This window comes from Rhizobium sp. WYCCWR10014 (assembly GCF_001657485.1).
Classification (GTDB): domain Bacteria; phylum Pseudomonadota; class Alphaproteobacteria; order Rhizobiales; family Rhizobiaceae; genus Rhizobium.
Genome location: NZ_LXFU01000025.1, coordinates 79,791 through 100,944, shown reverse-complemented (window position 1 = coordinate 100,944; position 21,154 = coordinate 79,791). Strand labels below are relative to the sequence as shown.

21 protein-coding genes are annotated in these 21,154 nt (G+C 63.8%); 16 read left to right on the top strand and 5 right to left on the bottom strand.

All coding sequences use genetic code 11. From position 1 onward, the window contains the following. The first annotated feature begins 104 nt into the window (after positions 1 to 104). From A6U98_RS05340 to vapB, 7 genes are all read left to right on the top strand, one after another. Complete coding sequence (locus A6U98_RS05340) at positions 105 to 1,682, top strand: aromatic amino acid lyase (RefSeq protein ID WP_064648410.1); 1,578 nt, start codon at positions 105 to 107, stop codon at positions 1,680 to 1,682. A 123-nt stretch (positions 1,683 to 1,805) separates the two neighbouring features. Next, a complete protein-coding gene (locus A6U98_RS05335) occupies positions 1,806 to 3,185 on the top strand; it encodes an amidohydrolase family protein (protein ID WP_064648409.1) in 1,380 nt (459 codons plus the stop codon). Then, the gene (locus A6U98_RS05330; protein ID WP_064648408.1) at positions 3,182 to 4,462 is read left to right on the top strand and encodes a Zn-dependent hydrolase; all 1,281 of its coding nucleotides are present in this window, start codon (positions 3,182 to 3,184) and stop codon (positions 4,460 to 4,462) included. The genes A6U98_RS05335 and A6U98_RS05330 overlap by 4 nt, the downstream gene beginning before the upstream one ends. Beyond that, complete coding sequence (locus A6U98_RS05325; protein WP_064648407.1) at positions 4,443 to 5,540, top strand: DUF917 domain-containing protein; 1,098 nt, start codon at positions 4,443 to 4,445, stop codon at positions 5,538 to 5,540. Before A6U98_RS05330 ends, A6U98_RS05325 begins: the two co-directional genes overlap by 20 nt. 3 nt (positions 5,541 to 5,543) lie before the next feature. Beyond that, positions 5,544 to 5,873: a TfoX/Sxy family protein gene (locus A6U98_RS05320; RefSeq protein ID WP_064648406.1), complete on the top strand. Its 330-nt coding sequence runs from the start codon at positions 5,544 to 5,546 to the stop codon at positions 5,871 to 5,873. A 33-nt stretch (positions 5,874 to 5,906) separates the two neighbouring features. Beyond that, positions 5,907 to 7,568: a urocanate hydratase gene (locus A6U98_RS05315; protein WP_064648405.1), complete on the top strand. Its 1,662-nt coding sequence runs from the start codon at positions 5,907 to 5,909 to the stop codon at positions 7,566 to 7,568. A 47-nt stretch (positions 7,569 to 7,615) separates the two neighbouring features. Beyond that, complete coding sequence (vapB, locus tag A6U98_RS05310) at positions 7,616 to 7,858, top strand: type II toxin-antitoxin system VapB family antitoxin (RefSeq protein WP_064648404.1); 243 nt, start codon at positions 7,616 to 7,618, stop codon at positions 7,856 to 7,858. A 120-nt stretch (positions 7,859 to 7,978) separates the two neighbouring features. On the opposite strand, the gene A6U98_RS05305 is transcribed toward vapB, so the two are convergent. Together A6U98_RS05305 and A6U98_RS05300 are read right to left on the bottom strand one after the other, a co-directional pair. Further along, complete coding sequence (locus tag A6U98_RS05305; protein ID WP_064648403.1) at positions 7,979 to 8,365, bottom strand: VOC family protein; 387 nt, start codon at positions 8,363 to 8,365, stop codon at positions 7,979 to 7,981. Further along, positions 8,362 to 9,612, bottom strand: a complete 1,251-nt coding sequence (locus A6U98_RS05300) for an MFS transporter (RefSeq protein WP_064648402.1) — start codon at positions 9,610 to 9,612, stop codon at positions 8,362 to 8,364. Before A6U98_RS05300 ends, A6U98_RS05305 begins: the two co-directional genes overlap by 4 nt. A gap of 91 nt (positions 9,613 to 9,703) precedes the next feature. Between A6U98_RS05300 and A6U98_RS05295 the strand changes: the two genes are divergently transcribed. Next, the gene (locus tag A6U98_RS05295; RefSeq protein WP_064648401.1) at positions 9,704 to 10,579 is read left to right on the top strand and encodes a LysR family transcriptional regulator; all 876 of its coding nucleotides are present in this window, start codon (positions 9,704 to 9,706) and stop codon (positions 10,577 to 10,579) included. Between the two features lie 95 nt (positions 10,580 to 10,674). On the opposite strand, the gene A6U98_RS05290 is transcribed toward A6U98_RS05295, so the two are convergent. After that, a complete protein-coding gene (locus tag A6U98_RS05290; RefSeq protein WP_064648400.1) occupies positions 10,675 to 11,580 on the bottom strand; it encodes a LysR family transcriptional regulator in 906 nt (301 codons plus the stop codon). A 125-nt stretch (positions 11,581 to 11,705) separates the two neighbouring features. Here A6U98_RS05290 and A6U98_RS05285 point away from each other — a divergent pair, with 125 nt between their 5' ends. From A6U98_RS05285 to coaBC, 3 genes are all read left to right on the top strand, one after another. Next, entirely contained in the window at positions 11,706 to 12,470 is a 765-nt protein-coding gene (locus A6U98_RS05285; RefSeq protein WP_064648399.1) for an SDR family oxidoreductase, read from the top strand. 135 nt (positions 12,471 to 12,605) lie between these two features. After that, positions 12,606 to 13,355, top strand: a complete 750-nt coding sequence (locus A6U98_RS05280) for an SDR family oxidoreductase (RefSeq protein ID WP_064648398.1) — start codon at positions 12,606 to 12,608, stop codon at positions 13,353 to 13,355. Positions 13,356 to 13,472: 117 nt separating this feature from the next. Continuing rightward, the gene (gene coaBC / locus A6U98_RS05275) at positions 13,473 to 14,678 is read left to right on the top strand and encodes a bifunctional phosphopantothenoylcysteine decarboxylase/phosphopantothenate--cysteine ligase CoaBC (RefSeq protein WP_064648397.1); all 1,206 of its coding nucleotides are present in this window, start codon (positions 13,473 to 13,475) and stop codon (positions 14,676 to 14,678) included. Between the two features lie 11 nt (positions 14,679 to 14,689). On the opposite strand, the gene A6U98_RS05270 is transcribed toward coaBC, so the two are convergent. Continuing rightward, complete coding sequence (locus tag A6U98_RS05270) at positions 14,690 to 15,499, bottom strand: class II glutamine amidotransferase (protein WP_064648396.1); 810 nt, start codon at positions 15,497 to 15,499, stop codon at positions 14,690 to 14,692. 528 nt (positions 15,500 to 16,027) lie between these two features. On the opposite strand from A6U98_RS05270, the gene A6U98_RS05265 reads away from it, so the two are divergent. The 4 genes from A6U98_RS05265 (at position 16,028) to A6U98_RS05250 (ending at position 20,095) form a co-directional block, all read left to right on the top strand. Next, positions 16,028 to 16,705: a FadR/GntR family transcriptional regulator gene (locus tag A6U98_RS05265; RefSeq protein WP_064648395.1), complete on the top strand. Its 678-nt coding sequence runs from the start codon at positions 16,028 to 16,030 to the stop codon at positions 16,703 to 16,705. Further along, a complete protein-coding gene (locus A6U98_RS05260) occupies positions 16,702 to 17,994 on the top strand; it encodes an MFS transporter (RefSeq protein ID WP_064648394.1) in 1,293 nt (430 codons plus the stop codon). Before A6U98_RS05265 ends, A6U98_RS05260 begins: the two co-directional genes overlap by 4 nt. Before the next feature lie 100 nt (positions 17,995 to 18,094). Further along, a complete protein-coding gene (locus tag A6U98_RS05255; RefSeq protein ID WP_064648393.1) occupies positions 18,095 to 19,627 on the top strand; it encodes a carboxypeptidase in 1,533 nt (510 codons plus the stop codon). A 66-nt stretch (positions 19,628 to 19,693) separates the two neighbouring features. Beyond that, positions 19,694 to 20,095, top strand: a complete 402-nt coding sequence (locus A6U98_RS05250) for a GFA family protein (RefSeq protein ID WP_064648392.1) — start codon at positions 19,694 to 19,696, stop codon at positions 20,093 to 20,095. 26 nt (positions 20,096 to 20,121) lie between these two features. Here A6U98_RS05250 and A6U98_RS05245 read toward each other — a convergent pair whose 3' ends face one another. Then, positions 20,122 to 20,703, bottom strand: a complete 582-nt coding sequence (locus tag A6U98_RS05245; RefSeq protein ID WP_064648391.1) for an Lrp/AsnC family transcriptional regulator — start codon at positions 20,701 to 20,703, stop codon at positions 20,122 to 20,124. A 27-nt stretch (positions 20,704 to 20,730) separates the two neighbouring features. On the opposite strand from A6U98_RS05245, the gene A6U98_RS05240 reads away from it, so the two are divergent. Next, positions 20,731 to 21,117, top strand: a complete 387-nt coding sequence (locus A6U98_RS05240; protein ID WP_064648390.1) for a RidA family protein — start codon at positions 20,731 to 20,733, stop codon at positions 21,115 to 21,117. The last annotated feature ends 37 nt before the right edge of the window (positions 21,118 to 21,154 follow it).

Below are 21,154 nucleotides of genomic sequence, written 5' to 3'. Positions count from 1 at the left end.
TGTGAGCAGTTTTCGACATCATGCTCTGACTCTTTAATTCAGAACGGGATTCAGATTTTAGGCCGATCCGGCCTAAAATCATCCTGTTCTAGGGAGATAGGCACATGAAGCACGAACGCCTTGGCATCGAACTTTCCGGACGACCGCTCGGTTTTGCCGAGATGGTGACGATTGGTGCGGGCAAGGCTAAGATTTCGGCTTCGGCGACAGGCATGGCCCGCATCGCGATCGCCCGCGAGATCGTCGAGGATGCCATTGCCTCCGGCATGCCCGTCTACGGCTCGACGACAGGCGTCGGCGCCATGAAGGATGTGGAGTGGTCGGCCGACGAACTCGACACCTTCAATCTCGGCCTGGTGCGCGCCCATCATTTCGGCACCGGCACACCCTTTTCCTGCAATATCGTGCGTAATGCCATGGCGATCCGTATCAACACGGCGCTGACCGGCCAGGTCGGCTGCACGCCGGAGCTGATCCAGGCCTATATCCGGATGCTCGAGGCCGATCTCATCCCGGTCGTGCGCCGTACCGGCTCGATCGGCTGTGCGGATATCGGCCTGATGGGACAGATCGGCGCGGTGCTGACCGGCGTCGGCGAAGCAATCTATCGCGGAAACCGGATGCAGGCGGCCGAGGCTTTCCAGGCGGCCGGGCTGGAACCGATGCGGATGGCGCCGCGCGACAGCCTCGCTTCGCTCAGCATTAATGCGGTGAGCTTTGCCTCGGCAGCGGAAACGACGCGCAACGCCGCGGCCTCGATCCGCGTCCTGCTGGCAACCGCCATGATGGCGGCCGGCGCGCTGGGCGCTTCCCGCGATCCCTGGAAGGCGGTCCGGCATGTCGGCACGGCGCGCGAGGCGCTGATCGGCGCCTGGCTCTGCAATGCCTCCGACGAATGGAACTGGCCTGTCGCAACGCATGTACAGGATCCGCTCAGCCTGCGCATGATCGCCCAGGTGTTCGGCGCGGTGATCGAAAACCTTTTATCGACCGGCCACAAGATCCTTGCCGCCACCGGGCGCTCGGACGACAATCCCGTCGTCGTCGAAGGCCGGGTGATGACATCGGGCGGTTCTCTTCCGCTCGACGTAACGATCCTGCTCGAATCGGCAGCACTCTGCATGGCGCATGCGGCGCGCAACGCCTTCAACCGCTGCGTCATTCTCGGCAACGGCCAGCGGCGCGACCTGCCGGTCAATCTCGTGCCGCCGGGGCGGATAGCCACCGGTTTCGGGCCGATCATCAAACTTGCCGGCGAGATCTTCTCGCGCGTGCTGTCGATGTCCAATCCCGTGTCGGCCCAGTCGCTGGTGGTTGCGGCCGGACTGGAGGACGAGGCTGCCTTCCTGCCGCTCGTCATCGAGCGTTTCGACCGGCAGATGCGGGCGCTGAAGCGTCTCGCGGCCCTTGAGGCGCTGCTGTCGGCCCAGGCGATCGACATTCTCGGCGATGAACCGAAGGGTGTTGCCGCCATGCTCTACGCGGTCGTCCGCAAGCATGCGGATTTCTATACGGTCGACCGGCCGCTTTCGGCTGAAGTGGAGGCGATCGAGGAGGAACTTGGTTCGGACGACTTCGTTACGAAGCTGACCGAACAGGTTCCGATCGCCTCCTTCGACGATTTCTTCGCCCTCGGCTCGCTGGAGCGCATCGAGGAACGGCTAGAGCCGGCAGCAGTCTGATTTCCAGTTTGCTGCATAATTCCTTAAATCGAGATCGACTTAAGGGATTATGCAGCAATTCAAAGTGTTACAGCGTCCTTTGCGCATCTAGAAAGACGCGCGGCGCTGCAGGGAGGAAGCAACATGGACTTCGATCTCGTTTTGCAGGGCACGGTGGTGCTGCCGGATCGCATTGTCGAAGAGGGCTATGTCGCCGTGCGCGACGGCAAAATCGCCGAGGTCGGCCTCGGCGTGCCGCCTGCGGGCCGCGAACGGCATCTGCTCGGAAAAGCGCTGATCCTGCCCGGCGCGATCGATGCGCAGGTGCATTCGCTTTCGCAGAAGGACCAGGAGGATTTCATCTGGTCGACGCGCTCGGCGGCGGCAGGCGGCGTGACTACAATCGTCGACATGCCCTATGACGAAGGCAATCTCGTCTGTTCGGCAGCGGCGGTGAAGCGGAAAGTCGACCATGCCGGACCGCAGGCGCGCGTCGATTTCGCGCTTTACGGCACCGTCGATCCGGAAGAAGGCCCGGCGCGGATCCGCGAGATGGTGGAGGCAGGCGTTGCAGCCTTCAAATTCTCGACCTTCGGCACCGACCCCAAGCGCTTTCCGCGCATTCCGCCGGCACTGCTCGACGCCTGCTTCGCGGCGATCGCTCCGACGGGGCTGACAGCCGGCGTGCACAATGAGGACGACGAGGCGGTGCGCACCTATATGGAGCAGGTGAAGGCGAGCGGCATCACCGACTGGCGGGCGCATGGCCTGTCACGGCCGCCGATCACCGAGCTGCTGGCGATGCACACGATCTTCGAGACCGGCGCCAATACCGGCTGCCCGGCGCATGTGGTGCACTGCTCGCTCGGGCGCGGCTATGATATCGCGCGCGCCTATCGCCGCGACGGTTATGCGGCGACGGTGGAATGCTGCATCCACTACCTGACGCTCGACGAGGAAAACGACGTGAAGCGGCTCGGCGGCAAGGCGAAGATCAATCCGCCGGTGCGGCCGCGCGCCGAGGTGGAGAGGCTCTGGCGGAAGGTGGCGGAGGGCGATGTCTGGCTGGTCTCGACCGATCACGTCAGCTGGTCGGAAAACCGCAAGACCAATCCCGACATGCTCGCCAACGCCTCCGGCGTTCCCGGCCTCGAGGTGATGGTGCCGCTTTTCGTCAAAGGGGCCATCGAACGCGGCATACCGCTGACATGGGCAGCCAGGCTGATGGCGGAGAACCCGGCGAAGCATTTCCGGCTCGACCATATCAAGGGCGCGCTGACGCCGGGCAAGGACGCCGATATCGTCGTGCTGGAGCCGCGCGACAGTGTCTATGATGCCGCCGCGAGCGGCAACAATGTCGTCGGCTGGAGCCCCTATAACGGCATCCGCCTGCCCTGGACCGTTTCCGCCACCTACCTCAGGGGCGAAGAGATCGCCGAGGGCGCGAAGGTGCTGGCCAAGCCCGGCACCGGGCACTTCGTACGGCCGCTGCCGCGCCAGGTCATTGCGGGAGCTGAAGCATGAGCCGCAATCTTCCCGTCAATGCCAGCCGGATCGCTGAAGATATCGAGACGCTGGCCGAGATTACCGAGCCGGGGCATCCGTGGACGCGGCGGGCCTTCTCGCCGCTCTTTCTCGACGGCCGAGCCTATATCGACGCGCGGATGAAGGCAGCAGGACTGGAAACGCGGATTGATGCCGCCGGCAATCTGGTCGGACGGCGGACAGGCCGAAAGCCGTGGCTCGGCACGATCATGGTCGGCTCGCATTCCGACACGGTGCCGGACGGCGGCCGCTTCGACGGTATTGCCGGCGTGATCTCGGCGCTGGAGGTGGCGCGCGCGCTTGGTGACCAGAATATCGAGCTCGATCACGATCTCGAAATCGTCGACTTTCTCGCCGAGGAGGTCAGCATCTTCGGCGTGTCCTGCATCGGCAGCCGCGGCATGACCGGCCAATTGCCGGAGGCCTGGCTTTCGCGCGTCAGCGACGGGCGTGACCTGGCTGCCGGCATCGCCGAGGTCGGCGGCAGACCTGATGTGCTGATGCAGCAGAACAGACCCGATATAGCCGGCTTTCTCGAGCTCCATATCGAACAGGGCCCGGTGCTCGAAGCCGAAAAGGAGGATGTCGGCATCGTCACTGCGATATCAGGCATCACCCGCATCGAGATCATCGTCGAAGGGCGGGCCGACCATGCCGGCACGACGCCGATGGACCGGCGGGCGGATGCACTGGTCGCGGCATCGCAGCTGGTGCTCGACATCCGCAATGCCGCTGCCGAGCTTGCCAAAACGCCGGGTCACTTTGCAGCGACGGTCGGCGAATTCCGCATCGAGCCGAATGCCGCCAATGTCGTGCCGTCGAAAGTAGTGCTGCTGATCGACGGCCGTGCCGAAATCCGTGCCGACATGGAGGCGTTCTGCCGCTGGCTCGACGGCCATGTCGAAAAGCTGGCGGGGGCCTACAGCGTGACGATCACGACCCCGAACCGGGTTTCCGACAATCTGCCGACGCCTGCTGATGCCGGGCTGCTGTCGACCTTGGAGGCCGCCTGCGAACGTGTCGGCGCAAAACATCGGCGTATGGCCTCTGGCGCAGGACACGACACGGCCTGGATCGCCAAGGTGGCGCCGGCGGCGATGATCTTCGTGCCCTGCCGGGAAGGCCGCAGCCATTCGGCCGACGAGTGGGCTGAAAACGACGATATCGCGCTCGGCACCGCCGTGCTTTTCGAAGCGGTGCGCGAAATGGACAAGAGCTTGAATCAGGAGAGGACCGATGGGACGCATACTCGTTGAGAAGGACGTGGAAGCTGCCGTCAAGGGCGGCTCCGTCTATGCCGCCGGGGGCGGCGGCTGGGCCGATCACGGGCGGATGCTCGGTTATGCCGCCGTCAATGTCGGCAAGCCGGAGCTGGTCTCGATCGACGAGTTGAAGGACGAGGAGTGGATTGCGACTGCGGCCGCGATCGGCGCACCGGCCTCCACCACCCCCTGGGAAATGCAGGGCATCGACTATGTGAAATCAGTGCAATTGCTGCAGGAGGCGCTGGGCGAAAAGCTTTCCGGGCTGATCATCGGCCAGAACGGCAAATCCTCGACGCTGAACGGCTGGCTGCCGTCAGCGATCCTCGGTACCAAGGTGGTCGACGCGGTCGGGGATATCCGCGCACATCCCACAGGCGACATGGGCTCGATCGGCATGGCCGGTTCGCCCGAGCAAATGATCCAGACCGCCGTCGGCGGCAATCGCGCCGAGAACCGTTATATCGAGTTGGTGGTGAAGGGCGCGACGGCGAAGATCTCGCCGGTGCTGCGCGCTGCCGCCGATCAATCCGGCGGCTTCATCGCCAGTTGCCGCAATCCGCTGAGAGCCTCCTATGTCCGCAGCCATGCAGCACTCGGCGGCATCTCGATGGCGCTTGCGCTCGGCGAGGCAATCATCGCGGCGGAGAAGCGCGGCGGATCTGCCGTCATCGACGCGATCTGCAAGACGACGGGCGGACATATCCTTGCCGAGGGCGTCATTACCCGCAAGGACGTCGTCTACACCAAGGAAGCCTTCGACATCGGCACGATCACCGTCGGCGCGGGCGAAAAGTCGGTGACGCTGCATGTGATGAACGAATATATGGCGGTGGACGACGCGGATGGCGGGCGGCTTGCCACCTTTCCTGCCGTCATCACCACGCTTTCACCAGAGGGCGAGCCGCTCAGCGTCGGCCAGCTCAAGGAGGGGATGCGGGTGTTCATCCTGCATGTACCGATGGATATCATTCCGCTGTCGGCAAGCGTGCTCGATCCGACCGTCTATCCCGTCGTCGAAAAGGCAATGGGGATCGAGATCGCACGCTACGCACTGGCGACGAAGGCCTGAGCCATGGCGCGCGATCGGGGTCTCGAAGAACTGATGCGTGAGGAACTCGGCGATCGACCCGGCCTTGCCGAAAAATCCATGTTCGGCGGCTGGGCCTTCATGCTGAACGGCAATCTTCTCTGCTGCGCGCGCCATGACGGCATGCTGATCCGTCTCGGCAAGGGCAATGACGGCTGGGCGCTGGCACTGCCGGACGTGATCCAGATGCTGTCGGGCGAGCGTGTGATGCATGGCTGGGTGCGAGGCGGTGCCGAAGTTTATGGCGACGATACCCTGAGACGGCGTTTGCTCGATGCGGCGCTCGCCTATGTGGAATCGCTGCCCAGGAAATAACGAACGAAGGCAGAGCAAAACGAGGAACCCACGATGCCGAAGGCCAATCCACGTCATCCGAAATTTCCGATTCCCGGCGGGCCGGAACTGCGGGCCAAGGGCTGGCGGCAGGAGGCGCTGCTGCGGCTGCTCGAAAACGTGCTCTCCGTCGGCGAGGATCCCGACAATCTGGTCGTCTATGCCGCGCTCGGCAAGGCGGCCCGCAACTGGGCGGCGCATAGAGGCATCGTCAAGGCGCTGACCGAGATGGAAGAGGACCAGACGCTGCTCGTCCAGTCCGGCAAGCCGATCGGCCTCGTTCGAACGCATGCCAAGGCGCCGCTGGTCATCATGGCGAACTGCAATATCGTCGGGCAATGGGCAAAGGCCGAAGTGTTCTACGAGCTGCAGCGCAAGGGACTGATCTGCTGGGGCGGGCTGACGGCCGGCGCCTGGCAATATATCGGCAGCCAGGGCGTCATCCAGGGTACCTACGAGATCTTCATGCGCATTGCCGAGCGGCGCTTCGGCGGCGATCTCCTCGGCCGGTTCGTGCTGACGGCCGGCCTCGGCGGCATGGGCGGGGCGCAGCCGCTTGCCGGCCGCATGGCGGGGGCTGCGATCCTCTGCATCGACATCGACCCGGAGCGGGCCCGCAAGCGCCAGCAGATCGGTTATCTCCAGGAAATCGCGCCCGATCTCGATACCGCCCTTCAGATGATCGATGCGGCGGTGAAGGACAAGCGGGCGCTGTCCGTCGGCCTCGTCGGCAATGCGGCGGAGGTCTATCCCGAGATCGCCCGGCGCGGCATCGTGCCCGACATCGTCACCGACCAGACCTCGGCGCATGACCTCGTCTACGGTTACGTGCCGAAGGGCATGAGCCTCGAGCAGGTCAAGGGCCTGCGTGACGACGGCCAGGGGCAATTGATGGCGGCAAGCCGCGCCTCGATCGTCGACCATGTGACGGCGATGCTGGAATTCCAGAAGCGCGGCTCGGAAGTCTTCGACAACGGCAATCTGATCCGCACGCAGGCCAAAGAGGGCGGCGTCGCCAATGCCTTTGACATCCCGATCTTCACCGAAGCCTATCTCAGGCCGCTGTTTGCCCGGGCGATCGGCCCGTTCCGCTGGATGGCGCTATCGGGCGAGGAGAGCGATATCGCCCGGATCGACGACGTGCTGCTGGAAATGTTTCCCGATAACAAGATCATCACCAACTGGATCCGGCTGGCGCGCGAGCATGTGCCCTTCGAGGGACTGCCGGCCCGCATCGCCTGGCTCGGCCACGGCGAACGCACCGCACTCGCAAGGCGCGTCAACACGCTGGTTGCGAGCGGCGAACTCAAAGGCCCGGTCGCCTTCTCCCGCGATCATCTCGACGCCGGCGCCATGGCGCATCCGAATATCATGACCGAGGGGATGAAAGACGGCTCCGACGCGATTGCCGACTGGCCGCTGATCGATGCGATGATGCTCTGCTCGTCGATGGCCGATCTGGTCGTCATCCATTCCGGCGGCGGCGGCTATGCCGGCTACATGACGAGCTGTGGCGTCACCGTCGTCGCCGACGGCACGGACGCCGCCGACGAACGGCTCGACCATGCGCTGACCAACGATACGGCGCTCGGCGTCATGCGTTACGCCGATGCCGGTTACGAGGAGGCGCTTGATGAGGTGGCGAAGAAGGACGTGCCCTACATCCGGCTTGGTTGATCAAAAATTGCTATGTATCATTGTCACATCTCATCGGGAGCCATGACATGGAAACAGCAAAGATCTTCTGGTCGGGGCGCTCTCAAGCCGTCCTGCTGCCCAAGGAATTCCGTTTCGACGGCGATAGCGTCACCATTCGACGGCAGGGGCGTGCGATCATTCTCGAGCCGATTTCCGATAATTGGGACTGGCTTGTCAACGTGACCAGTCCAGTCGATCCCGATTTTGCGACGGCGGTGGAAGAACAGCCTGTCGGGCAGGAGCGATCCGAACTCGCCTTCTTCAAATGAAATGTCTGGCCGATGCGAATGCCGCGTCAGTGCCGTGATGAAGGGCAGCGAGCACCTCGTCGCGGAACAGGGCAAACACCCGTAAGTCTTCGACGGGTCGGCTGGAGCCGGAGCAGCGCGTCAGGCAATCAGATTGGAGACTTCGAGGAGGTTGCCGTCGGGGTCTCTGAAATAGACCGAGCGCAAACGCCCGGTCGCGCCGGTGCGCTCGACCGGACCCTCTTCGATCGTAACGCCCGCGGCCTGTAGATCAGCGATGACATCGGCAAGCGGTGTCTCGGCGATGAAGCAGAGGTCACCGGAGCCGGGTGTGGGATGTCTCGCCTTGGGATCGAATTCGCGGCCGGCCTGGTGCAGGTTGATCTTCTGGCCGCCGAATTTCAGCGCCTTGCGACCCGCTGCAAAGGTTTCGACCGACATGCCGAGGATGCGGGAATAGAAATCGCAGGTGATGGCGATATCGGCGACGGTCAGCACGAGATGGTCGAGGCGGTCTATGCGGATCATGCTTTTCTCCTCGCGAGGTGCTGGGCAAGACAGGCGGAGACAAAGGCTAGGCCCAGCATGGCAAGTGTGAAGATAACGACGGCGGCCCAGCCTTCAACCGCAAAGAACCAGCCGCCTGCCGAACCCATGAGGCTGGAGCCGACATAATAGGCGAGCATATAGAGCGACGAGGCGTGCCCCTTGGTGCCATGCGCCAGCTTGCCGACAAGGCCGCTGGCGATCGAATGGCTCATGAAGAAGCCGGTCGTGAGTACGATGATGCCGAGGATGATGACCGGGAGCGAGGCAGCGAGCGTCAGCGCGCTACCGGCGGCGGTGAGTGCCAGACCGAAGAGAAGCACGGAAAAGTGCCCGATCCGGTCTCCCAGCAGACCGCCGATCGAAGAGGCGCCGATACCGAAGAGATAGACGGTGAAGATCAGGCCGAGTTCGGTCTGGTTGAGGCCGTAGGGCGGCGCCACCAGACGGAAACCGGCATAGTTATAGATCGTCACGAAGGAGCCCATCGCCAGGAAGGCGATGGCGAAGATGAAAGGCAGCGCCGGATTGCTGAGATGGCCGAGCCAAGCCCTGAGATGAAAGCGCGGATCGAAGCCTGGCCGGCGGACGAAATTGCGTGACGGTGGCAAGAGGGCGATGAAGCCGATCGCGGCGGCAAGGCCGATGGCGCCGATGATGAAAAGCGCTGGACGCCAGGTGAGATATTCGGCGAAGATGCCGGTCAGCACGCGGCCGGACATGCCGCCGAAGGCCGTGCCGCCGACATAGAGGCCCATGGTGGCGCCAAGGCCGCGTGGGTCGATTTCCTCGGCGAGATAGGCCATGGCGACGGCCGGCACGCCGCCGAGAACGAGACCCTGCAGCGCGCGGATGACGAGCAGCAGGTGCCAGTTCGGGGCAAAGGCCGTGGCGATGGTCAGCAATGCCGCGCCGACCAGCGATATCGACATCAGGCTGCGGCGGCCAAGACCTTCCGAGACGGCGGCGGCGCAGACGATCGCGACCGCCAGGAAACCGGTGGAGAGCGAGAGCGACAGCGAGCTTTCGGCCGGGCTGACGGCGAATTCCTGCGAGAAGATCGGCAGCAGCGGCTGCACGCAATAGAGCAGCGAGAAGGTGGAGAAGCCGGATAGGAAGAGTGCCAGGCTGGCGCGGCGATAGGCGCCGGTGCCACGGGTCAGGTAGTGCTTCTGCCCTGGGATCGCAGCTGTCTCGGAGGTCTTCACTGCATGCACTGACGGCGGCATATCTTCATCCTTCCGACCTCCGATCTAGTCAAAGCGCCTCCATTTGTCCAATATATGAGACCGTCGATTCCGATAGGTTTTGGAGATAGCGATGGAGCTGCGGCATCTCAGGTATTTCCTGGCAGTGGCGGAAGAAGGCAATTTCACCCGCGCCGCCGCCAAGCTCGGTATCGGGCAGCCGCCGCTCAGTCAGCAGATCCGCGACCTGGAGAGGGAAGTGGGTGCGGCGCTGTTTCACCGCGTGCCGCACGGCGCCGAATTGACGGCGGCGGGCGCAGCATTCCTCGGCGAGGCAAAGGCTTCGCTGGCGGCCGCGGAAAAGGCGAAGCTTGCGGCGCAAAGCGCCAATCGCGGCGAGACCGGCCGGCTGTCGCTCGGTTTCACCGCCTCCTCCGCCTTCAACCCCGTGGTCAGCACGACGATCCGCCGGTTTCGCGCGCGCTGGCCGGAGGTGCAGCTGTCGTTGACGGAAATGAACACGCTGGCGCTGATGCAGAAGCTGGAACGCGGCGAGCTCGACGCCACCTTCATGCGCCCCAGCCTCGACGATCCCACGGGCATCCGGCTGCGGCGGCTGCCGGACGAGCCGATGGTGATTGCCCTGCCCGCCAGCCATCCCCTGGCACGGCGCAGCGAGCTACCGCTTGCGGCGCTCGTGGACGAACCCTTCATCCTCTTTCCCCGGCTCGTGGGCTTGAGCCTTTACGACGATGTCGTGCTTGCCTGCCGCAAGGCGGGATTCGAGCTGACCGTGGCACAGGAGGCGCCGCAGATTTCCTCGGTCGTCAATCTGGTGGCGGCCGATCTCGGCGTCTCGATCGTGCCGGCCTCGATTTCGCAGATCAAGCTCGAAGGTGTGGCCTACCGGCCGATCGAAGGGCCGCCGGCCGTGGCGCGCCTGGCTCTGGCAATCCTGAAAACACATCGCTCGCCGGTCACCGAGAACCTGATCAGCCTGCTGAACTAAAGCGCGTCGCGATCTTTCAGATCTTCGCGCTTTAGGTCTTTGTTTTTGCACATGTCGTTTTCGCAAAACCGCTGCACACTTTTGCGCGACATGCTTTAGCCCACCAGATCCCAATAGGGCGGATCACCAAAACTCTGCTTCAGATGATCGGCGATGGCGCGGAGCTTGGCGGAGGGATTTCGGCCCTCGGGATGGGCCATATAGATGAATTCGGCCTCCGGCCTATGGCCGACATCGATTTCGGCAAGCCGGCCCTCGCGGATGGCCGGGCCGGCTATGAAGGCGGGCAGCAGCGCAATGCCGAGCCCGGCAATCGCGGCATCGCGGAGCATGTCGCCATTGTTGATGCCGAGCGCCAGTTTCGCACGGACGACGATCGCACCCTCCGGCGTCTGGAAGCGCCAGTCGGCAACGCCGCGGTTGGTGTAGAAAATTCCGCGATGGCTGTTGAGATCAGCCAGCGACGACGGAATTCCCTGGCGGGCGAGATAATCCGGTGAGGCACAGAGAAGACGGCGGCTTCGCGTGAGCTTCCAGGCGACCAGCCTGTTATCGGCGATCGGACCATTGCGGATAATGGCGTCATAGCCGTCCGAGGCGGCATCGACCCGCCGGTCATCAATATCGAGGGTCAATTCGATCTCGGGATGCTCGGCGAGAAAGGGATAGAGCGCCGGGCCGAGATGCATGCGGCCGAAGGTGACGGGGGCGGCGATGCGGATCGGGCCTGACAGTGTTCCGCGCCGCTCGGCCATATCGGCCGCGGCTTCCTCGATCTCGCGCACGATGCGCGCGGCGCGCTCGAGGAAGACCGTGCCATCCTCCGTCAATGTGAGCTTGCGGGTCGTTCGGTGCAGCAGCATGCCGCCGAGCGATTTCTCCAGCTCGGCCAACCTTTCGCTGACGACGGATTTGGACAGCCGCAGGCGCCTGGCCGCCTCGCTGACCGAGCCCGCCTCGACCACGGCGACGAAAGCCGCAATGCCTTCTATCCTGATCATCGTTCGGCTTTTCCGAATACGAGTTCCCCGATCTGGAGACTAATCCGAACGAAAGGAAAATGCCATCTTCCATTCAACGGAAGGGACGGCAAGGGCCGCCTCGCCTCAACACAGGAGATGGAACCATGAACCGCTTGAACAACAAGGTCGCGATCGTCACCGGCGCAAGCTCCGGCATCGGCCGCGCCACGGCAAAACTCTTCGCCGCCGAAGGCGCCAAGGTCGTCGTCGGCGCCCGCCGTCAAGGAGAACTCGACAGCCTCGTTGCGGAGATCAAGGCAGAGAGCGGCGATGCCATCGCCATTGCCGGCGACGTGCGCTCGGAAGATTATCACAAGGCGCTGGTCGCCGCCGCCGTGAGAAATTACGGCAAGCTCGACGTCGCCTTCAACAATGCCGGCACGCTCGGCGAAGCCGGTGCGAGCACCGCCGTTTCCGAAGCGGGCTTCAGCGAGGCGCTGGCAATCAATCTGACGGCCTCCTTCCTCGCCGCCAAGCACCAGATCGGGGCAATGGTGGAGAATGGCGGCGGCTCGGTGATCTTCACCTCAACCTTTGTCGGCTACAGCTTCGCCTTTCCGGGCGTTGCCGCCTATGCCGCCAGTAAATCCGGCCTGATCGGCCTGACACAGGCGCTTGCCGCCGAATTCGGTCAGCAGGGCGTGCGCATCAATGCCATCCTGCCGGGTGCAGTCGATACCGACATGTATCGGGACATGAACGATACGCCTGAGAAGCAGGCCTTCGTCACCAATCTGCATGCGCTGAAGCGTGTCGCGACACCCGAAGAACTCGCCCGCTCGGTTCTCTATCTCGCCTCCGACGATGCGAGCTTCGTCACCGGCACGGCCTCGCTGGTCGACGGTGGCGCTTCGATCACCCGCACCTGAAATGGCGCGGCACGATTATCCGCTGCGGGTTGACGATCCTTCAACACGCCGGCTTATCGCGCCGCTTTTTTCAGAGCATTCTCCCATTGAATAACAACGGGCCGCGGCCCAAAATTCGATCAAAGGAACGTCATCATGTCACGCCTGCAAAACAAGACAGCCCTCATCACCGGCGGCACCAGCGGCATCGGTCTCGAGACCGCCCGCCAGTTCATCGCCGAGGGCGCCCGCGTCGTCGTTACCGGCAGCAGCGCGGCAAGCGTCGAGGCGGCCCGCGCCGAACTTGGCGGCAAAGCCACCGTCATCCAGGCCGATGCCGGCAATGCGGTCGGCCAGAAAGCCGTCGCCGAGAGCGTGAGGGAGGCTTTCGGCACGCTCGACATCCTCTTCATCAACGCCGGGGTCGCCGAATTCGGGCCGCTGGAACAGTGGAGCGAAGCCGCCTTCGACAAGTCGGTTGATATCAACGTCAAGGGCCCGTTCTTCCTGATTCAGTCGCTGCTGCCAATTTTTTCGAAGCAGGCCGCGATCGTGCTCAACACCTCGATCAACGCCCATATCGGCATGCCGAACTCCAGCGTCTATTCGCTGACGAAGGGCGCGCTGCTGACGCTTGCCAAGACATTGTCGGGCGAACTCATCGGCCGCGGCATCCGCGTCAACGCCGTCAGCCCGGGGCCGATCGCCACGCCGCTCTACAGCAAGCTCGGGGCATCGGAAGCCGATTCCAAGGCGATGACTGCGCAGATCCAGGCTCAGATCCCCGTCGGCCGCTTCGGAAATCCCAGCGAAGTCGCCAAGACGATCGTCTTCCTCGCCTCCGATGAGGCGGCCTATATCGTCGGCAGCGAACTCATCATCGACGGCGGGATGAGCAACCTCTGACCCCACGAGCGCGGCGGAGACCAGAGTAGCTCCGATGCCTGTCGCCCGCGCGATTGCATGTTCTCCACCAAAGGCTTAGGGTCGAGGGCGGTCAGAAAAGGCAACGGGTAGAAGGCCATGGCTCTCAGCGGCAAACGCATCCTCCTCATCATCTCCGGCGGCATCGCGGCCTATAAGAGCCTCGATCTGATCCGCCGGCTGCGTGAGCGCGGCGCGAGCGTGCGCCCTGTGATGACCAAGGGTGCGCAGGAATTCGTCACGCCGCTAGCGGTCGGTGCACTGGCGGCGGACCATGTCTTTCTCGATCTGTTTTCGCGACAGGACGAACAGGATATCGGCCATATCCGCCTGGCGCGCGACTGCGACCTCGTGCTGATCGCCCCTGCCACGGCCGACCTGATGGCAAAGATGGCGAACGGGCTTGCCGACGATCTCGCCTCGACCGTGCTACTTGCGACCAACAGGCCGGTGCTTGCCGCACCGGCGATGAATCCCGCCATGTGGGCGCATCCGGCGACGCGGCGGAATGCGGCGATGCTCAGAGCCGACGGCATCCGCTTCGTCGGGCCGATGGCCGGCGAGATGGCGGAAAGCCGGGAGGCCGGGCTTGGCCGGATGGCGGAGCCGCTGGAGATCGTCGCTGCGGCCGAAACCATGCTCGACGACGGAGAAAAGCCGCTCAAGGGACGCAAGGCGATCGTCACCTCAGGACCGACGCATGAGCCGATTGATCCGGTGCGCTATATCGCCAACCGCTCCTCCGGCCGGCAGGGCCATGCGATCGCCGCAGCCCTTGCAAAGCTCGGAGCGGAGGTGACGCTCGTATCGGGGCCGGTGACAATCGCCGACCCCGTCGGCGTGACCGTTGTGCATGTCGAGCGGGCGGAAGAAATGCGTGATGCCGTGCTCGCGGCGCTGCCGGCCGACATCGCCGTGATGGTCGCAGCGGTGGCGGACTGGCGCGTCGCCTCGGCCGCCGACCAGAAGCTGAAGAAACATCCGGGCGAATCCATCCCGACGCTGGCGCTGACCGAGAACCCTGACATCCTGAAAACCGTCGGCCATCATACGATGCGGCCGAAGCTGGTGATCGGCTTTGCCGCCGAGACGCAGGATGTCGAAAGCAACGCAAAGGCAAAACTCGAAAGGAAAGGCGCCGACATGATCGTCGCCAATGACGTTTCTCCTGCGACCGGCATCATGGGCGGCAGCCGCAACCGCGTCAAACTCGTTCGCCGCGATGGCGTCGAGCAATGGCCTGACCTGGCGAAGGAAGAGGTCGCCGAACGACTCGCGGCGCTGATCGCCAAGCAGCTCAGCTAATCGCCAGCGGCTCAGGCAGGAATAGCCACGCGCGGCTTGGAGGCACTCCGCTTCTCCGGCCGGAAGTCGACGACGTCGATGCCGTCTTTACCGACGGTGACGGCGCTGCCATCCGGAATTTCCGCCCAGGCATCGCCATCGTCGTTCAGCGGCTCGGAGACAAGGCAATAGCCCGCACCCACAGGCGAGGCATAGAGCGTCGGCGCCTTGCGATCGGTCGCATAGCGAACAGCATAGAGGGTGTCGCCATCGGAGAAGGCAGCGGTAAAGCGCAGCAGGATCGAGCCGATGACGCTGTCGGCCAGATCCTCGACGACACCGATCATGTGAGCCATCGCGGCGACCGGCGCCTCGCGCAGACCGAACTGCAGCGCCAGCAGGAACATCAGCTCGGAATCGGTCGTGCCGCTGCGGGCATTGAACAGCTCGTCGTCGAGCATCGCCTCCATCGGCCGGCGCAGGCGCTCGAAGCCGGAGATCTGGCCATTGTGCATGAAGGACCAGGTGCCATGGGTGAACGGGTGGCAGTTGTCGCGGCGCGTGCCGCCGCCGGTGGCAGCGCGGACATGGGCGAGGAAGAGCGGCGAACGGATCTGCCGCGCCAGGCTCTTCAGATTGCAATCCGACCAGGCCGGCAGGATATCGCGGTAGCGGCCGGGCTCGGGCCTGTCGCCATACCAGGCGATGCCGAAGCCATCGCCATTCGTCGCCGTCTTGGCGCGGGTGGCGCAATGGGACTGCTCGATCAGCGAATGGGCGGGCGAGGATACCAGCTCCTCGAGATAGAGAGGATCTCCACGATAGGCTGCCCAGCGACACATGGCTTTCTTGCTCCGGAACCCGCCGCCGCATCGGCGGGAATGCTCTAAATTGTCTGATGTCACGGCTAATAACAGCTTAACGCGTTGCCGGTTTGCAAGCGCAACATGACAGTTTCGTGGCGCCTGGCACCTTCACATTCGGCGAAAAGCCGTGTTCTTTTGTGAACACCCCCGGTTCTGTCAAAGCAGCGCATGCGTGCATTTCTGCTTGCATCTCAGAAGAATCAGCCTAACTTTAAGCCATCAGCAACAGAACGAAAGGAAGGTGATCCAATGTCTAATGAGATTTCGGACCTCGTAACGGGCATGGAAGAGGTGACGAAGGCGAGGCAGCCCTCGCTCTAATCCCCGCCTTCCTAGGGCTGCATAGACAGTCCAGGCCAGTTTGAGGCCAAACTCATGGAAAAGGGTCGCCGAGGCGGCCCTTTTTTATTGTCTTGATGGCTTTATCGTCTTGATGTCCGGCGTTGACGAAAGATCGAAATCTCACTACTCATAAAGTCATCTGATGACTTTATGAGTAGTGAGATGCGAGCGCTCAACAAGACCAATCTCGCGGATGAGGCGATCGAGGCAATCCGCGGCGACATTCTCGGCAAACGCTGGGCGGTCGGCGAGAAATTGCCGAATGAAGCCTCGCTGTCGGCGATGCTTTCCGTCAGCCGCGGCACGGTACGAGAGGCGGTTCGCGTTCTCGTCTCCCAGGGTTATCTCGAGACAAGGCAGGGTTCGGGCACCTATGTCCGCTCGACGACCGATGCCGGCCGGCCGCTGACGATGGCGCGCCGCGCCAGCCTGCGCGACCAGTTCGAGGCGCGCTTGGCGCTCGACGTCGAGGCCGCCCGGCTGACGGCGATCCGCAAGACGCCGGAGACTGTTGCCGGGCTTCGCAGGCTGCTTGCCGAACGTGGCAATTACGACGGCGGCGATCAGGCCGCCTTCGTCGAAGGCGACCTAGCCTTCCACAAGGCTGTCATCGCCGCTTCGGGCAACCGGGCGATGATCGAGATCTACGATTTCTTCTCGGCCTCGATCGCCGATACCATCGCGGCGACGCTCGGCAAGGATATTCCCGAACCGGACATGCAGGCGCATGCCGATATCGTCGATGCCATCGAGACCGGCGATCCCGACAAGGCGGATGCGGCGGTGCGCCGTTTCATGGCGCCGGTTCTTGCCGCACTCGACCGGATGATCCTGTCATGAACACGCCTTCCAACAATGCCGTCAGCGCGGTCGACTCCGCCGACGAATTGCTGATCGATGCGGAGGCAGGCAGCCTTCTGCTGCCGCAGGCAATGCCGGTGCGGGGAGCTGCGGGGCGTTTCCTGCTCGGCGCGAGCCTGGTGCTGATCGCCTTCAACCTGCGCCCGGTCTTCTCGAGCGCCTCGGCGCTTCTGCCGGAAATCCGCTCGGAACTCGGCCTCAGCGCGCTGGGCGCCAGCCTGCTGACGACGCTGCCTGTTGTTTGCCTCGGCGCCTTCTCGCCGCTTGCGCCTCGCCTTGCCCAGCGCTTCGGTACCGAACGTACGCTGCTCGGCGTTCTCCTGCTTCTGGCGCTCGGCACGGGTTTGCGCGGGCTTTCCTCCGTGCCGCTGCTCTTCATCGGCACCGCCCTTGCCGGCGCCTGCATCGCCGTCGGCAATGTGCTGCTGCCGGGGCTGGTGAAGCGGGATTTCGCCGGGCGCGCCGCGCTGATGACCGGCTTCTACACGATGGCGCTTTGCGCCGGTGCGGCAAGTGCCGCCGGGCTGACGTTGCCGATCGAGCACGGATTGGGCGGCTCCCTCGAAGGCGCGCTCGCCATCTGGGCCCTGCCCGCCCTGATCGTCGGCCTGCTCTGGCTGCCCGAGGTTCTTCGCAGCGGCCGGCAGGCAAGACGAAATGGCTTCCACGTCAAAGGCCTCTGGCGCGACCGGCTCGCCTGGCAGGTGACGCTATTCATGGGTTTGCAATCGGCCCTTGCCTATTGCGTCTTCGGCTGGCTGGTTCCGATCTTGCGCGAACGCGGGCTCGACGGCGTCACATCAGGGGCGATCGTTTCCCTGTCGGTCATGGTACAGGCGGCGTCCTGCCTGGTCGTGCCGCATATCGCCGTGCGCGGCCGCGACCAGCGGCTGATCAATGCGAGCCTCTGCGGCGTTGCCGTCATCGCCCTGCTCGGCCTGCTCTTCGCGCCGCTTTCGACGGTCTGGCTATGGGCGGTGCTGCAGGGCATCGGCCAGGGCGGGCTGATCGCGGCAGCCATGACGACGATCGTGTTGCGCTCGCGCGATCCCGATGTCGCCGCCCATCTTTCCGGCATGGCGCAATGCGTCGGTTATCTGCTCGCCGCCATCGGCCCGCTCATCGTCGGCCTCATCCGCGGCTGGACCGGCAGCTTTTCCTGGTGCGCAGCCCTCTTCGTCGCGCTCGGACTGGGCGCGGCAATCAATGGCTGGAAGGCCGGCCGGGCGGTGGAGATCAATGTCCATGCGGTCGAAAAGGACGGCTGAGCCCTTCGCTCACCTATCCATCACCATCTCTTGATGCCGGTCGTCGGCCGCGGATGTTACGCTATCTCAGCCTCTCATCCCGACCGCCGGAGGAAACATCTTGCGCATACGAACCCTGTTTCTGCTCGCCGCATTTATGGCGTCGCTGGCACCTGCCCTTTCCCATGCGCAGGAAAGCGATCCACCGAGGGCGAATGTCCAGAGGGGTGCGCGCGACGGCATGCTGAAACTGCTGCCGGCCGATTCCGTCACAGAGCACGCGCTGACGATCGGTGGCCAGAAGCTCGCCTATACCGCCACTGCCGGCACGCTGGATCTCTTCGGCCAGGACGGCGCACAGACCGGCGCGATCTTCTACACCGCCTATGTCGCAAGGGATGGCGGGGCGAACCGGCCTCTGACCTTTGCCTTTAACGGCGGGCCGGGTGCGGCTTCCGCCTTCCTGCATCTCGGGCTGGTCGGGCCGAAGGTGCTCGATTTCGGGCCGGACGGACGCGACGGCGCCAATGCGAAACTCGTCGACAACCCGCAAAGCTGGCTCGATTTCACCGATCTCGTGCTGATCGATCCGATCGGCACCGGCTGGAGCCGGACGGCAAAGGCAGACGACGCCTCCAACTATTACAACGTCGGTGCCGATGCTGAGAGCATCGCCAAGGCGATCGCGCTCTATGTCGCGCACAACAACCGTTCCAACTCGCCAAAGTATCTTCTCGGCGAAAGTTATGGCGGCTTTCGCGCCGCCAAGGTCGCCTCGGCGCTTCAGGAGAGCCAGGGCATCATCGTCGCCGGAGCGGTGATGCTTTCCCCCTTGCTCGAGGGTCAGCTGATGTTCAATGCCGACCAGTTCCCGCTCGGTGCAGCACTAGAGCTGCCGTCGCTGGCCGCCGCCGAACTCGACCGGCATAACGCCTTTGACGAAGAAAAGCAGAAGGCGGCCGAGACCTTCGCGCTGGGGGACTATCTGACGACGCTCGCCGGGCCGCCGCCGACGGGTGCCGACGCCGCCGCCTTCTATGGCAGGATCGCCGCATTGACCGGCATTCCCGAGGATATCGTCACCCGCAACCGCGGCTTCCTCGGCAGTTCCTTCGTCAAACATTCAGATGGAGGCAGCGGCGAGGTGGTGAGCTCGTACGACGCCTCCTTTGCAGCGCCTGATCCCTATCCGGAATCGGATTACGATCGCGGCGACGACGCCATCCTTGACGGTTTCACCCGCGCCTATGGCGGGGCTTTCGCCGACTACGCCCGCAACGAACTCGGTTTCAGGACCGAGATGACCTATTCGCTGCTCGACCGCGATATCAGCCGGCGCTGGGAATGGGGCGGCGGGCGCGGCGGCGGATCGCGCTTCCAGGCCAGTGCCACCGACGACATCAGGCAGCTGCTCGCCTCAAACCCGGCCTTCCATCTGCTGATCGCACATGGCTACAGCGATCTGGTGACGCCTTATGGCGTCAGCCGCTACGTGGTCGACCATCTGCCGCCCTCGCTCGCCAGTGGCCGTGTCGGACTGAAGCTTTATCGCGGCGGCCATATGTTCTATACAAGAGCTGAACAGCGGGCCGTCTTCACGGCGGATGCAAAGGCCTTCTACGCCACACACCCGGCCGCTCAGCCGGCGGACTAAAGCGTGGTGATGTCTTGTCGCTAAACCGTTGTACAGTTTTGCACGACATGCTTTGGGGACTTGCCGATGCATATTACCGGAGGATGCCACTGCGGCGCGATCCGCTATCAGGCGGATCTCGATCCGGAGCGGATCTCGATCTGTCATTGCACCGATTGCCAGCGGTTGACGGGCTCGGCCTATCGCATCACAGCACCAGCGCGGCCGGGAAGCTTCACGCTCACGTCAGGCGAGCCGAGAGGCTACGCAAAATATGGCGACAGCGGTGGTCTCAGCCGGCAATTCTTCTGCCCGAATTGCGGATCGCCGCTTTACCGCACGGATGGCGACGGCGGAGGGTTCGGCATCCGCATCGGCAGCATCGACCAGCGGCGGGAACTGGCGCCGAAGAAGCAGATATGGTGCCGCTCGGCCCTGCCCGGGGTGGAGAATATCGAAACGCTGCCGCGCTTCGAGGGCGAGGATTAGGCTGGCCTCGGCTTAACATCCCGCCTTTATTCCGGCAGAGGCATGTCCGGCCAGCTATCGGTGACGCCGGCCTGGACCGGGCGCTCTAGATAGGTGGAAAGCGCGATATAGCTGCGGGTGCCGGTGACACCGGGAACGGCATGGATCTGGGCGAGAAAAGCCTCCAAGGCCTGCGGGCTGGCAGTGCGGACCTTGAAGAGAACGCTGGCGTCGCCGGCGACCGAATGCATCTCCTCGACCTCGGGAAACTGCAGGACCTGCATCAGCCGCTCGCTCTTGCCCCAGCCGGCCGCTTCCACATGCACGAAAGCAAGCAGCGGCTTGCCGAGGGCTGCGCCATCCAGCGCGGCATGCACGCCCTTGATGGCGCCGGATTGTCTCAGGCGGCGCACCCGCTCATGCACGGCCGGCGCTGACAGGCCGACCGCTTCGCCAAGCCTGGCGTAGCTCTGGCTGCTGTCGGCGGCGAGCGCGGCTAATATTCTTCGGTCGAATGCATCGACGACAGCCTGCTGCCTGCGTCCCTGCCGAAGATCGTCTGTATTTTTCGCCATTCCGCAAACTCCCCTTTCTGCCGAAGAATAATCGCCGATACTGCCGTTCTTCAATAGGATATTCGGAAGAGGAGGAACCTCATGGAGATGATCGCGCACAATCCAGCAAACGGGATCTATGCAGCGAGCCCTGATTACATCCATGCGCTGGAGGTCAGGCATCCGTCGCGGCTGCTCTTCGTCAGCGGCACCATGGGTCTCGATCAACAGGGAATGGCGGCGGCCGATCTGGAAGGACAGCTGGAGCTGATCTGGTCCAATCTGCGCGCCATCCTCACTTCTGCTGATATGACCGTGGACAATATCGTGCGGCTGACGAGCTATCTCAGCGACGGCGCCTTTATGGAGGCGAACCAGAATGCCCGCCTTCGGGCACTTGGCGGCCGCGCCGTGCCGACCACGGCGATCATTGTCGAAACGCTGCGCGACGACTGGCTCGTCGAGATCGAGATCATCGCTGCCGGCTAAGCCACATTGGCCGTCGCACCGCAGGGGTGCGACGGCG

What these genes read in the sequence shown, in the direction of transcription:
- vapB (WP_064648404.1), top strand. Translation starts at nt 7,616, where the DNA reads ATGGAAACAGCAAAGATCTTCTGGTCGGGGCGCTCTCAAGCCGTCCTG.
- A6U98_RS05300 (WP_064648402.1), bottom strand. Translation starts at nt 9,612, where the DNA reads ATGCCGCCGTCAGTGCATGCAGTGAAGACCTCCGAGACAGCTGCGATC.
- A6U98_RS05330 (WP_064648408.1), top strand. Translation starts at nt 3,182, where the DNA reads ATGAGCCGCAATCTTCCCGTCAATGCCAGCCGGATCGCTGAAGATATC.
- coaBC (WP_064648397.1), top strand. Translation starts at nt 13,473, where the DNA reads ATGGCTCTCAGCGGCAAACGCATCCTCCTCATCATCTCCGGCGGCATC.
- A6U98_RS05335 (WP_064648409.1), top strand. Translation starts at nt 1,806, where the DNA reads ATGGACTTCGATCTCGTTTTGCAGGGCACGGTGGTGCTGCCGGATCGC.
- A6U98_RS05270 (WP_064648396.1), bottom strand. Translation starts at nt 15,499, where the DNA reads ATGTGTCGCTGGGCAGCCTATCGTGGAGATCCTCTCTATCTCGAGGAG.
- A6U98_RS05290 (WP_064648400.1), bottom strand. Translation starts at nt 11,580, where the DNA reads ATGATCAGGATAGAAGGCATTGCGGCTTTCGTCGCCGTGGTCGAGGCG.
- A6U98_RS05320 (WP_064648406.1), top strand. Translation starts at nt 5,544, where the DNA reads ATGGCGCGCGATCGGGGTCTCGAAGAACTGATGCGTGAGGAACTCGGC.
- A6U98_RS05305 (WP_064648403.1), bottom strand. Translation starts at nt 8,365, where the DNA reads ATGATCCGCATAGACCGCCTCGACCATCTCGTGCTGACCGTCGCCGAT.
- A6U98_RS05260 (WP_064648394.1), top strand. Translation starts at nt 16,702, where the DNA reads ATGAACACGCCTTCCAACAATGCCGTCAGCGCGGTCGACTCCGCCGAC.
- A6U98_RS05265 (WP_064648395.1), top strand. Translation starts at nt 16,028, where the DNA reads ATGCGAGCGCTCAACAAGACCAATCTCGCGGATGAGGCGATCGAGGCA.
- A6U98_RS05325 (WP_064648407.1), top strand. Translation starts at nt 4,443, where the DNA reads ATGGGACGCATACTCGTTGAGAAGGACGTGGAAGCTGCCGTCAAGGGC.
- A6U98_RS05315 (WP_064648405.1), top strand. Translation starts at nt 5,907, where the DNA reads ATGCCGAAGGCCAATCCACGTCATCCGAAATTTCCGATTCCCGGCGGG.
- A6U98_RS05240 (WP_064648390.1), top strand. Translation starts at nt 20,731, where the DNA reads ATGGAGATGATCGCGCACAATCCAGCAAACGGGATCTATGCAGCGAGC.
- A6U98_RS05250 (WP_064648392.1), top strand. Translation starts at nt 19,694, where the DNA reads ATGCATATTACCGGAGGATGCCACTGCGGCGCGATCCGCTATCAGGCG.
- A6U98_RS05340 (WP_064648410.1), top strand. Translation starts at nt 105, where the DNA reads ATGAAGCACGAACGCCTTGGCATCGAACTTTCCGGACGACCGCTCGGT.
- A6U98_RS05295 (WP_064648401.1), top strand. Translation starts at nt 9,704, where the DNA reads ATGGAGCTGCGGCATCTCAGGTATTTCCTGGCAGTGGCGGAAGAAGGC.
- A6U98_RS05280 (WP_064648398.1), top strand. Translation starts at nt 12,606, where the DNA reads ATGTCACGCCTGCAAAACAAGACAGCCCTCATCACCGGCGGCACCAGC.
- A6U98_RS05285 (WP_064648399.1), top strand. Translation starts at nt 11,706, where the DNA reads ATGAACCGCTTGAACAACAAGGTCGCGATCGTCACCGGCGCAAGCTCC.